Genomic DNA, 12929 nt, shown 5'->3' with positions numbered 1-12929 from the left:
AACCACCAACGGCTCCTAAAAACTGAATATCTTCTAAAGTTTCACGACCAGAAATTAAATCGGTCATGTGCACATCTTTTACATCAAAACCAGCTAAATACATGGCATTTGCCATTTCACGCTCAGAGTTAGACCCTTTTTCGCGTAAAATTGCTGCTTTGGGTCTTGTCTTCCCTATAACAGGTAATTTTGCAGTAAAATGTTTAGGGAAAGAATATTGAAGCGGTTGATTTTTATAGTTTTCAAATCGATTTTTAGCTAAACCATTAGCAGTTTGCTTTTGGTCTAATAAGAACGAAGTTTTATACCAAACATCTCTGTTTTTAGAAATATTGAAAGTGAAATTATCGTCGTTATTTTTAATAGTTAAATTTCCAGAATTGTTAACTGAACCAATATTGAAAAATTCAATGTTATTTTTAGATAAAATCGCTTCAACCGATTCATCAGTTTGAAAAACAAGTCCAGAATTTTCAGCAAATAAAACTTTTATAGAATCTTCTTCATTTAATTTAGAAATATCTAAATCGGCTCCTAAATCTACATCGGCAAAACAAAGCTCTAAAAGTGTTGTAATTAAGCCACCAGAAGCTACATCGTGACCAGCTTTAATTTTTTCGTTTACAATTAAAGATTGCATGGTGTTAAATACATTTTTAACATATCTAGCATCCTTTACAATTGGCGCTTCGTTTCCAATGGTATTTAAAACCTGATTGAACGAACTTCCGCCTAATTTAAAATCGTCTTGCGAAACATTAATATAGTAAACATTACCAGCATTTTGTTTAAAAACAGGCTCTACAACTTTAGTAATATCGTTACAATTTGCACCAGCCGAAATAATAACGGTTCCAGGAGAAATAACATCGCCATCAGGGTATTTTTGCTTCATTGAAAGCGAATCTTTTCCTGTTGGAACATTAATTCCTAAATCAATGGCGAATTCTGAAATCGCTTTAACGGCTTCATACAAACGGGCATCTTCACCTTCGTTTTTACAAGGCCACATCCAGTTTGCTGATAATGAAACCGATTGTAATCCATCTTTTAAAGGCGCCCAAACTAAGTTTGTTAAAGCTTCGGTAATGGAATTTCTACTTCCTGCAACCGGATTAATTAAACCCGAAATAGGCGAGTGCCCAATAGATGTTGCAACACCTTCTTTCCCTTTAAAATCTAGTGCCATTACACCAACATTATTAAGCGGGATTTGTAACGGACCTACACATTGTTGTTTCGCTACTTTACCACCAACACAGCGGTCTACTTTATTTGTTAACCAATCTTTACAAGCTACCGCCTCAAGTTGTAACACTTGCTCTAAATAAATTTGTAAATTTTTAGTTTTATATCTCGGGTTTTTATAGTTTCTAGTAACTGTAATGTCGGTCATTATTGTTTTAGGCGAACTTCCAAACATATCTTCCATGGCTAAATCCATTGGCTTGTGTCCGTTGGTTTTAGATTCGAAAGTAAAACGGTTGTCGCCAGTTACATCTCCAACGGTGTACATTGGCGAACGTTCACGGTCTGCAATTTTATGAAGCGTTTCTAAATGCTTTTCGGCAATAACTAAGCCCATTCGCTCTTGCGATTCGTTACCAATAATTTCTTTATCAGAAAGTGTTGGGTCGCCAACAGGTAATGCATCTAAATCTATTTTTCCGCCAGTATCTTCAACCAGTTCCGAAAGACAATTTAAATGTCCACCAGCCCCATGATCGTGAATAGAAACGATAAAGTTTTCTTCACTTTCAACCATGCCACGAACTGCATTTGCAGCACGTTTTTGCATTTCTGGGTTAGAACGCTGTACCGCGTTTAATTCAATTCCTGAGGCAAAAGCACCAGTATCAGCCGAAGATACGGCAGCACCACCCATGCCAATTCTATAATTTTCACCACCAAGAATGACTATTTTGTCACCAACTTTAGGCGTGTCTTTTAATGCTTGGTCTGCTTTACCATAACCTATTCCACCAGCTTGCATAATGACTTTATCGAATCCTAATCTTCTCGCTGCAGAATCACTTGAAGATGAATTTTCATTGTGCTCAAAAGTTAAAACAGAACCACAAATTAGCGGTTGTCCAAATTTGTTTCCAAAATCTGACGCACCGTTTGATGCTTTTATTAAAATATCCATTGGCGTTTGATACAACCATTTTCTAGCCTCAAACTTTTGTTCCCAAGGTCTGTTTTCTTCAAGTCTAGAATACGAGGTCATGTAAACCGCTGTTCCTGCAAGAGGTAATGAGCCTTTTCCACCAGCAAGCCTGTCTCTAATTTCTCCACCAGCACCAGTTGCAGCACCATTAAAAGGTTCAACCGTAGTTGGGAAATTATGTGTTTCCGCTTTAAGCGAAATAACAGAATCAAATGTTTTGGTAGTGTAATAATCAGGAATGTCCGCACGTTTTGGTGCAAATTGTTCCACTTTTGGGCCTTTTACAAATGCCACATTATCTTTATATGCTGAAACAATATCGTTTGGATGTGCTTCAGACGTTTGTCTAATCATTTTAAAAAGCGACACCGGTTTTTCCTCGCCATCAATAACAAAAGTTCCGTTGAAAATTTTATGACGACAATGCTCAGAATTAACTTGCGAAAACCCAAACACTTCAGAGTCGGTTAATGGTCTTCCAATTTTCTTTGCAACTCCTTCAAGATATTCCACTTCTTCATCACTTAATGATAAGCCTTCTTGTTGATTATAAGATGAAATATCTTCAATATTAAGAATTGGTTCTGGCTTAATATCGATAGTAAATGATTCTTGTTTTAAACCTTTAAATTTCTCAGAAATCATGGGGTCAAAATCATTGAATTCTTCCGCAACCGCTTCAAATTCTTCAATTCTAATAATGTCTGTAATCCCCATATTTTGGGTAATCTCAACGGCATTGGTACTCCAAGGTGTAATCATGGCGGCACGTGGTCCAACAAAAAAAGCACCTAAGGACGCTTGTTCTATTTTTGGTTGGTTACCGAATAGCCATGTTAATTTTGAAATAGTTTCAGTTGATAATTCTTTTGTTGTTTGAACAGCAAATACTTTACTGGTTACGTTTCCAAAGAAATGAATCATTAGCTCTTATTTTGTGTAAGTTTAAAGAAAGTCCAAATTTAGGTCTTTTTAGTGGGATTTTAATCAAAAATATAACACGGAAAATTGGAGTTATTAAGGAGTTTTGAACAAAAAAGCACCAATTATTGTTGCTATTAAATGTTATGCTTTCCTCTCCAACAACGCCATATAAAACCCATCAAATCCAGATTTGTGCGCTAATAGTTTTTTGTCTTTTAATAATTCGAAATTTGCGCCGGCTTCAGAGGCCAAAAAAGTTTTAACCTGATCTTGGTTTTCAGAAGGTAAAACTGAGCAGGTTGCATAAACCATTTGACCTCCAGTTTTAACCATTCTAGAATATTGTTGAAGAATTTCTTGTTGTGTAATTTTTATTTTATCAATAAACTCAGGTTGTAATTTCCATTTAGCATCTGGGTTTCTGCGTAAAACACCTAATCCAGAACATGGTGCATCAATTAATACACGATCGGCTTTATCATAAAGTTTTTTAATAGCTTTAGTGGATTCGATAACGCGGTTTTCAATGTTATGTGCGCCGTTTCGTTTGGCACGACGTTTTAACTCATTCAACTTATTGCCATAAATATCCATAGCAATTATTTGCCCTTTGTTTTCCATTAAAGATGCAAGGTGTAATGTTTTTCCGCCAGCACCAGCACAAGCGTCTACCACGCGCATACCTGGTTGCACGTCCAAAAACTCGGCTACTAATTGCGAGTTGGCATCTTGAACTTCAAAAAAACCATTTTTAAAGGCTTCGGTAGAAAACACATTAGCACGTTCTCTTAATTTTAAAGCATTTGGGTGGTTATCAATAAATTCGGTTTCTATATCTAAATCGAATAATTCGGTTTGAAGTTTTTCTTTGGTGGTTTTAAGGGTGTTTACTCTTAAAATAACATCCGCTTGTTCGTTAAGTGCGGCTATTTCTTTACTCCAAACGGCGTCACCTAATTCTTTCCTTCCAATTTCGTCCATCCAATCTGGGATAGATTCTTTAAATTTTCTAACCCCTGAAAGTTCGTCGTAACGCCCTTTAATTTTACGCAATGGGGTGCCTTCAAAATATTTCCAATCTGGTAATTTTATTCCTTTTAGGGTTGCCCAAACGGCAAACATGCGCCATAGGTTATCGCGATCAAAAGGTTCTTTAACTTCTGCAATTTCAGCGTACAGGCGTTTCCAACGCACCATTTCGTATGTGGTTTCGGCAACAAAACCACGGTCGCGAGCGCCCCAACGTTTATCACGTTTTAATAGTTGTTGTATTGCTTTATCGGCATACTTGCCTTCGTTAAAGATTAAGGTTAAGCCATCTATAACGGCAAAGCATAAGTTTCTGTGTAATCGCATGGTATATAAATAAGGGTGCAAAGTTACGTTTTTATATGTTTAATTGTTGTTTTGTTTTATGTTTAAAAATGGATTGATTTGGCTGTTAACTTTTTTGTTGAGTTTTAGTTTATTTCTGTAAATTGCTAATGTTTATAGGTGTGGTTTTTATTGGGACCTGAGCTCTATAGCCTGCGGATTGCCCCGCGTTAAGGATTGTAGTGGAAAGCCCACAGCGAGGCACGAGTGAGGACTTGCAACAGAAAGCCTGACCCATTTGGGGAACGCCATAAAGCATTTTAAAAAAAAAGTAATTAAAAAGCACAAGTTTTTAAATTTTTAAACATCTAAACTTATATAAGTTTAATTTATTTTTTGACGGATATCGAATTTATTGAGGGATTGCGAAACCATAATGCGAATGCATATGGGAAGTTGGTGGATGATTTTCAGCAGAAGGTATTTGCTACCTGCATATCGTTTGTGCCGAATAAGGAGGATGCCGAGGATATTGCGCAGGAGGTGTTTGTGGAGGTGTTTAATTCGATTGGGAAGTTTAAAGGAGATTCTAAATTATCGACTTGGATTTATAGAATTACCACTAATAAATGTTTGGAGTTTATTAGAAAACGAAATACGAAAAAACGGTTTGCTTTTCTACAGTCTATTACAGGAAATGATATTCCGATGGATAAGACCAGTTATTTTACCGAGATGAATCATCCGGGGATTATTTTAGAGAATAAGGAGGAAAGTGAGACTTTGTTTTTTGCAATTAACCAGTTGCCTGAAGCGCAGAAAGTAGTGTTTACGTTGCACAAAGTTGATGGAAAGAGCTACCAAGAGATTTGCGATATTATTGATAAAAGCTTGTCGTCTGTTGAGTCTTTAATGTTTCGTGCCAAGAAAAATTTGCAGAACCTTTTAGAAAATTATTATAAAAATGAATCCTAACGCAAGTTTTTGAAAAATATGGCATCTAAAATATTATAACACTATAGTTATGAAAACAACAAATAAAAATATACAAGATAAAATAGATAACACTTTTATGGCTATGGATGCTATTGAAAGGGTTAAAGTGTCACCATTTTTTAAGGATAAAACTATGAATGTTTTATTTGCTGAAAAGGAAGTAAAACAAGTGTCTTGGAATTGGTTTACACCTAAATTACAATTGGCAACCTTAGTTTGTGTTGTGATTTTGAATGTGATGGCGTTTACGAAATTTGAGGAGGCATCAGGTTATGATGAAAATTTGAGTGAGTTTGCCGATTCATATGGATTATCTGTGAATAACGATGACACATCAATTTTAAATTAATTATCATGAAGAAAAATTTACTCTTATATATTTTACTTGTCTTTTTAATTGTAGTGAATGTATTTTTCCTTGTTAATTATTTAGGAAATGGAGATAAGGCGAAGCAAAATATGCCTGAAAAATCGGAGCTTTTTTTAATGAAAGAACTGGGTTTTGATGAGGGGCAACAAAAACAATTTCAAGAATTAGGTGAGCAGCATCATAATAAAATGGAGCGAATAACTAATGATATTAAAATTTTAAAAGATGAGTTGTTTAAAGGTTTATCCGACGCTTCGTTAAATGACGTAAATATCGATTCGATTGCGGCATTAATAGGCGATAAGGAAGCTGCCAAAGATTTAGAAGTGTTTAGTCATTTTTGGCAAGTTCAGGAGTTATGTAATGACAAACAAAAAGAAAAGTTTAGTAACATTATAAAGGATGCGCTAAGGCGAGGAGATAGAGGGCAAGGACCACCGCCTGGAGGAAGACCAGATGGAGACAGAACTCCGCATGGTGATGGACCAGACGGAAATAGGCCGCCACATCTTGATGGACCAGACGGTGATAGACCACCGCCACCAGAACTTTAATAAATTGTGAAAATCATACAAATGACCTTCAAAGTTATGAGGGTCTTTTTTTTGTGATTTTTTTAACAAAGTACTGCACAAGTAAAAGAATATAAGTGCATCTAAAATAACATAACAATAAATTAATGATTAATTAATCTTAAATAAATAAAAAATGATATTAGGAAAAATAAAGGCAGGAATACTAGTTTTTGGAATAGCATTATTTATGACGAACAGCTCTTTTGGGCAGTCTGATAATAAACAAGAAAGAAAAGCGCCGCCAACTTTTAAAGAGTTAATTGAAAAGATGGATGCTAATGAAGACGGAAAGCTTTCGAAAGAGGAAATTAAAGGGCCACTAAAAAAAGATTTTGCTAAGGTTGATACTGATGAAGATGGGTTTATTACAGAAGAAGAATTTGAAAAAGCACCGAAGCCAAAAGGACCTTCTAGAAAATAGAAATTTAAGAACAAAATTAGTATTTCTTTTTGCAACAATAATCTAAACTTACTTTAAAATGAATCAAGATATTCCAGATATAGTAGAGCGTCTCACATCCATTTCTTTAAAAGAAATGGAAAGTGTTTCTTTAATGAAAAGAACAGATACCAAATTTGTAATTCATGAAAACCAATTAATATCTGTTTTAGAGTCTATTAAAAATCAGTATAGCGTTTTAGAAATAAATGATGACAGAATTATGACTTACTCATCTTTATATTTTGATACGGATTCTTGTAAGTTTTATAATGATCATCATAATGGGAAAATCAATAGAACAAAAATTAGAATGCGAAAGTATGTAGAATCTGATGCTTGTTTTCTTGAAATAAAACAAAAAGATGGTAAAGGAAATACTAATAAATCTAGAATTGCAATTAATGATTTTGAAACGTCATTATCTGCAAACTCGCAAAACTTTATAAATAAGACGACTGATAAAGAGTTTGATTTGAAGCCTATTATTTGGAATAGGTTTAATAGAATTACACTAGTAAATAAATCTGCCAAGGAGCGACTTACCATCGATTTAAACCTGTCTTTTAAAAACGAAAAAGCTAAAAAATCTTATGATAATTTGGTTATTGTGGAAGTAAAACAAGAACGCTCTGACAGGACTTCTGCAGTAATAAAATCCTTAAAATCTAATGGCATTACACCATATCGTATTAGCAAATACTGCATAGGCATGATGAGCTTATACAAAGATTTGAAGTATAATAATTTCAAGATAAAACAATTAAAAATTAATAGTATAACAGCTTAACCAGAAACCATATGGAATTTTTAGATATCCCCCTTTTTGACGACGATTTTTATAAAATGATGTTCAGATTCGTCATTAACTTTACATTTTTAACGCTTATTATTAGGTTTATTTATTATCCGTTTACCAAACGAAAAGATTATGTGTTTACCTATTATTTAATTAGTGTGATCGTATTTTTCTTGTGTTTTACACTTAAAAAATATGAGTTAGATATTGGTATGGCTCTGGGGCTTTTTGCCATTTTTGGAATTATTCGTTACAGAACAGATCCCATACCAATTAAAGAAATGACCTATTTGTTTGTGGTTATTGGGGTGTCTGTAATAAACTCTTTGGCCAATAAAAAAATGAGTTATGCTGAAATTATTGGCGCTAATACACTAATTATTACGGTACTTATTCTTATTGAAAGGTACTGGGCTTTAAAACAAGAAGAATCGAAATCTATTATTTATGAAATTATAGAAAATATAAAGCCTGAAAATTATGAAATATTGAAAAGTGATTTAGAAGCACGAATGGGTTTAAAAATAAACAAAGTGACTATTGGTGATGTTGATTTTTTAAAGGATACCGCGAAGGTTACCGTTTTTTATTTCAACGGAAATCAAGATAACCACAAATAATATAAACTATGAATAATCATAAATATAATAAACTTTTCTATTTCAGCTTACTTCTGTTATGCATGTTGTTTGTAAAAACAAGTGATGCACAATCAGATGACACTAACCATTTAGAAAGTTGGAATTCTATTGGGGTAGAGTATAAACTTAATAAAAAATGGAGTTTCGAGCTTGAAGAGCAGTTAAGGTTGGATGAAGATATTACTGAAATCGCTGAATATTTCACCCAATTAGGCGCAGAGTATTCTTTAATGAAAAATTTTAAACTAGGAGGTGGACTTCGTTTCATAAGAGAAAATGATAATGAAGGAAATGTTCAAGGTTATGAAAATCATTTCAGGTTTAATGTGGATGCTACTTATAAACACAAGATCAACGATTTTCAACTAAAATACCGTTTGCGCTATCAAAATAAAAATGAATTATCGGTAGATGATTATGCAAATCAGCAATTACGTTTTAAAACGGGAATAGAATACAATATTAAAAAGTGGAAATTAGACCCTAAATTTTCTGCCGAAATATTTAATCAAATTGGGCAGGAAAACGATAATGGGTTTAAAAAATACCGATTAACACTAGGGACGGATTATAAAATAAAAAATTTCGGAACCATTGGTCTCTTTTACCGCTTAGAAAAGGAGTTAAATGAAACCATACCTGAAACAACAAATATCATTGGATTAAAATATACATACACTATTAAAAATAAATAATTATGAAGAAAATTAATTTAAAAATCACAGCACTATTAATAATAATTGCCATTGTGCCATTCTTATTTATGAATTGTTCTACTAAGGAGTCTATTGATGATGATACAGAAACAGAATCTGAAGTAGAAGTTGTTATTGACGACACAGGTTTTGAAGCCACAGATTGGACAACCGAAACTCATAGTAAAGAGGCAGACCCTAATTTTGACGAAATTTTTGATGATACAGCAGTAAAAAGAGTGGATATTGTTATTTCTGAAGATAATTGGGATGTTATGTTGGACGACATGACAGATTTATATGGAACCTTTGGTAATTCAAGAGGTGGAGGAGGAAGTTTCTCTGATGAAGACCCTGTCTTTGTGCCAGCTTCTGTATTTTATAATAACATTGAATGGTATAAAGTAGGGGTGCGGTTTAAAGGGAATTCAAGTTTACAATCTACTTGGCAAAGTGGAAACTATAAATTATCCTTTAAACTAGATTTTGATGAGTTCGAAGATGATTACCCTCAAATAGATAATCAACGTTTTTACGGGTTTAAAAAACTAAGCTTAAAAAATAACTATTTAGACGAATCGATGTTAAGAGAAAAGGTTGCTGCCGATGTGTTTAAAAATGCAGGATTAGCAGTTTCTCATACAGCTTTCTTTACGGTTTATGTAGATCATGGTGATGGTCCTCAGTATTTTGGATTATACACATTAGTAGAAGAGGTTGATGATACCGTAATAGATACTCAATATTCAAGTGATGATGGTAATCTATATAAACCTGATGGTGATGCAGCAAGTTTTGCTTCAGGAACTTATGATGAAGATGAGTATGTCAAGAAAACAAATGAAGATGAAGCCGATTTTACAGATGTGTCAAATTTATTATCAATTTTGCATGATGGTACAAGAACAAGCGACGCGGCTACATGGAGAACCAATTTAGATGCTGTTTTAGATACAGATGTTTTCTTAAAATATTTAGCAGTTAATACAGTAATCCAAAACTGGGATACTTATGGTAGAATGACTCATAATTATTTCTTGTATAATAACCCAGATACTAGCAAATTAGAATGGATTCCTTGGGATAATAATGAGTCTTTAGAATATGGAAAAATGGGCGGGTCTTTACCTCTAGATTTCTCAGGTTTAAGTTCTTCTTCATGGCCGTTAATAGGGTATTTGTATCAAGATGATGTGTACAAGGCTAAATACGATGCTTATGTTCAAGAAGTGGTAGATGGTCCGTTTAATACAAGTACCATACAAGCATTATACACAACTTATTCTTCGCTGGTAGAGCCTTATGCAACAACGGAAGTTGATGGTTATACGTTTTTAAATAGTAGTAGCGACTTTTATTCTGCTATTACAACACTAAAATCGCATGTATCAAGTCGTGCTTCTGCAGTAAATACATATTTGAATAAATAAATAAATAAAATAATGAAGAACTATAAATTAAATCTTTCAATTACCATTTTTGCTTACCTATTATCTTTTGGTGTTTTTGCCCAAGGGCCTGGAGGTGGGCAAGGTGGTCGTGGTGGCGGAAATGGTCAAGGACAGCAAAGAGGCGGGAAACCGGATGCTTCAGAAATCTTATCGATGTTGGACACAAACAATGATGATAAAATAGATAAAGAGGAAGCATCCAATGATAAGCGCGGAAAAATAGCTGAAGATTTTGACGAGATTGATACAAATGATGATGATTTAATTGATTTGGAAGAATTAAAAGCCTCATTAAGCGGAAGAAAAGAGCCTAAAAAAGTGTCGCCAGAAAAATTGATTAAGGAAATTGATGATGATGGAAACGGGAAGCTTAATGCTTTGGAAGTTGCGGCTAAAGGAAATCAAGTATTGACTGATAAATTTAGTGATATTGACACCAATGAAGATTCAGAACTTGATGAAGAGGAGTTAAAAGCGTTTTTTGAAAAGGAAGATAATAGTACCAAAAAATCAAAACGTAAAAAAAGAGACTAATTTAGGCGTGAAAATATTAAAAATGAAAAATTTAATAAAAATATCAGTAGCACTTTTATTAGTTGTATTTGTTGGCTGCAAAAGCAACAATAATACTCATAATCATGATGCAGCAAACCATTCACATGAAAATGATTCAAGGAGCAACGCTAATTATTTTGGGAATTACACCTTAGTCAATGCTGATTTTGGAACGGAAACAGTAGTAACAGTTGATGTAAATACAAGAACTATGGTGACGAATGCCTTGCCAAATCATAAAACAGGTACATTTCCAAATCCGGGGAACCCAAATACTATTTCAGCTCAAAACAAAACGTATCGCTTTCCTTTAAATCCAAAATATACAGGAAACGCCACTTGGGCAAGAGAACCAGGAATAGCATTAAACGGCGTAAAATTTGAGCCAGGAACTGCCGAGGTGGTAGTTTGCGATACAGGTGAAAATTACCGAGTAGAAGCACTTCAGGATGTGATTGATTTGGGTTTAGATTTTAACCATGCCCATGTACAACCTACGGGAGCTTATCATTATCACGGATCGCCAACTTCGGTAATTGAAAATCTTGATTCCGGAAACGATTTAGTTCATATCGGATTTGCTCATGATGGTTTCCCTATGTATTATTCAAAAAGTGGAAAATATAAACCAAGTTTTAAATTGTTAGATGGCAATAGAGAAGGCGAAGATTGCACCTATACAACCCACAGAACTATTGATATTTCGGTGGGTGGCCATCACGATGGTACTTACGGATCAGATTTTGAATATGTTGCAGGTTCAGGAGATTTGGATGAATGTAACGGAATCACCATCGATGGAAATTATATGTATTTAGTGACTAACGAGTTTCCTTATATAAGTCGTTGTTTAATGGGTGAAGTTTCTCAGGATGAACGTGCAGGCGCAGGAATTGGACAAGGTAGAGGACAAGGAGAACGACCAAATGCTGATGAAATTTTTGAAAAAATGGATATTAATAAAGATGAAAAACTATCCGAAAATGAAACAAAAGGACCGCTGAAAGATAGTTTTACTAAAATAGACCTTAATAATGATGGCTTCATTACAAAAGGCGAATTGATGGAGTTTTCAAAATCAAATAATCCAAGGCCACAAAGGGAAAGAAATTAAGGTTTTAGTTTAAAACACATTTTTTTTTTTGGACTTAATAAATTTTTTTTAGTTTGATTGATTAATAGTTTTTGATGAAAGCTTCATGATTTATTCATGGAGCTTTTTTACTTTTATAGAAATCCGATAATTATGAAATATTTTTTTCCACCATTAATAGTCATTGTTTTTTTATTTTCCTGCGGAAAAAAGGAAACTTTTAAACTTAGAGATATTAATAAAGTTGAGATTGAACATTTAATGCAAGATTCCTTGTTGAATGTTAGGGCTTTGGAGATTTACGGTGAAAATTTGTGTTATTTCGCGACTTCAACAGGTAAAATTGGAGCTATCTCTCCGGATTCAGAAATCTTAGATTATAATTTTTTAATCCAACAAGAATTTGATGGTATCACACCTAACTTTAGATCAATTTCTGGAACTAAAAATAATGGGCTTGCTTTAAGTATTGGAACACCTGCTTTATTATTTAAAATGGGTTCAGAAGAAGACAAAGTAGTCTACCAAGAAAACCACCCCAAAGCCTTCTACGACTCCATGGATTTCTGGAATGATGAAGAAGGCATTGCCATTGGAGATTCAACAGATGGGTGTTTAAGCGTCATCATTACTCGAGATGGCGGAAATAATTGGAATAAATTATCTTGTGATGAATTACCAAAAGGCACAGAAAACGAAGGTGCTTTTGCAGCAAGCGATACCAATATTGCTATTGTAGGCGATAACACATGGGTAGCAACTACGGCTGGACGAGTTTATTTTTCACCGGATAAAGGTAAAACTTGGGAGGTATTTGACACGCCAATTGTAAAAGACAAAGAAACAGAAGGTATTTATTCAATCGATTTTTACGATGAATTGAACGGATTTGCCATTGGTGGCGATT

Annotated in this window: 13 protein-coding genes; 11 read left to right on the top strand and 2 right to left on the bottom strand. The window is 34.0% G+C overall.

Annotated features, from left to right (window positions below; translation table 11 throughout):
• The coding region (purL, locus tag WBN21_RS09395) for a phosphoribosylformylglycinamidine synthase (protein ID WP_424199646.1) at positions 1-3094 on the bottom strand (3094 nt) is incomplete at its 3' end.
• A gap of 141 nt (positions 3095-3235) precedes the next feature.
• Entirely contained in the window at positions 3236-4450 is a 1215-nt protein-coding gene (locus tag WBN21_RS09390) for an RsmB/NOP family class I SAM-dependent RNA methyltransferase (protein ID WP_424199648.1), read from the bottom strand.
• A gap of 354 nt (positions 4451-4804) precedes the next feature.
• On the opposite strand from WBN21_RS09390, the gene WBN21_RS09385 reads away from it, so the two are divergent.
• The 11 genes from WBN21_RS09385 to WBN21_RS09335 form a co-directional block, all read left to right on the top strand.
• Positions 4805-5383 carry an RNA polymerase sigma factor gene (locus WBN21_RS09385; RefSeq protein WP_424199644.1) on the top strand — a complete coding sequence of 193 codons (579 nt, stop codon included), beginning with the start codon at positions 4805-4807 and terminating at the stop codon, positions 5381-5383.
• 49 nt (positions 5384-5432) lie between these two features.
• The gene (locus tag WBN21_RS09380; RefSeq protein WP_424199642.1) at positions 5433-5753 is read left to right on the top strand and encodes a hypothetical protein; all 321 of its coding nucleotides are present in this window, start codon (positions 5433-5435) and stop codon (positions 5751-5753) included.
• Positions 5754-5758: 5 nt separating this feature from the next.
• The gene (locus tag WBN21_RS09375) at positions 5759-6328 is read left to right on the top strand and encodes a hypothetical protein (protein ID WP_424199640.1); all 570 of its coding nucleotides are present in this window, start codon (positions 5759-5761) and stop codon (positions 6326-6328) included.
• A gap of 154 nt (positions 6329-6482) precedes the next feature.
• Entirely contained in the window at positions 6483-6770 is a 288-nt protein-coding gene (locus WBN21_RS09370; RefSeq protein ID WP_424199638.1) for an EF-hand domain-containing protein, read from the top strand.
• A gap of 58 nt (positions 6771-6828) precedes the next feature.
• Entirely contained in the window at positions 6829-7578 is a 750-nt protein-coding gene (locus tag WBN21_RS09365; protein WP_424199636.1) for a polyphosphate polymerase domain-containing protein, read from the top strand.
• Between the two features lie 11 nt (positions 7579-7589).
• Positions 7590-8207 carry a DUF4956 domain-containing protein gene (locus WBN21_RS09360; RefSeq protein WP_424199634.1) on the top strand — a complete coding sequence of 206 codons (618 nt, stop codon included), beginning with the start codon at positions 7590-7592 and terminating at the stop codon, positions 8205-8207.
• An 8-nt stretch (positions 8208-8215) separates the two neighbouring features.
• Entirely contained in the window at positions 8216-8923 is a 708-nt protein-coding gene (locus tag WBN21_RS09355; RefSeq protein WP_424199632.1) for a DUF2490 domain-containing protein, read from the top strand.
• Between the two features lie 2 nt (positions 8924-8925).
• Complete coding sequence (locus tag WBN21_RS09350; RefSeq protein ID WP_424199630.1) at positions 8926-10353, top strand: CotH kinase family protein; 1428 nt, start codon at positions 8926-8928, stop codon at positions 10351-10353.
• Positions 10354-10365: 12 nt separating this feature from the next.
• Positions 10366-10908, top strand: a complete 543-nt coding sequence (locus tag WBN21_RS09345) for an EF-hand domain-containing protein (protein ID WP_424199628.1) — start codon at positions 10366-10368, stop codon at positions 10906-10908.
• 22 nt (positions 10909-10930) lie between these two features.
• A complete protein-coding gene (locus WBN21_RS09340; protein ID WP_424199626.1) occupies positions 10931-12043 on the top strand; it encodes a YHYH protein in 1113 nt (370 codons plus the stop codon).
• A 132-nt stretch (positions 12044-12175) separates the two neighbouring features.
• Positions 12176-12929 (top strand): WD40/YVTN/BNR-like repeat-containing protein (locus WBN21_RS09335; protein WP_424199624.1); only part of this gene is annotated, 754 nt, incomplete at its 3' end.

Source organism: Algibacter sp. (assembly GCF_049667265.1).
Lineage (GTDB): Bacteria > Bacteroidota > Bacteroidia > Flavobacteriales > Flavobacteriaceae > Algibacter_B.
Note: the sequence above shows the minus strand (reverse complement) of the source record. Positions and strands in the feature narration are given on the sequence as shown.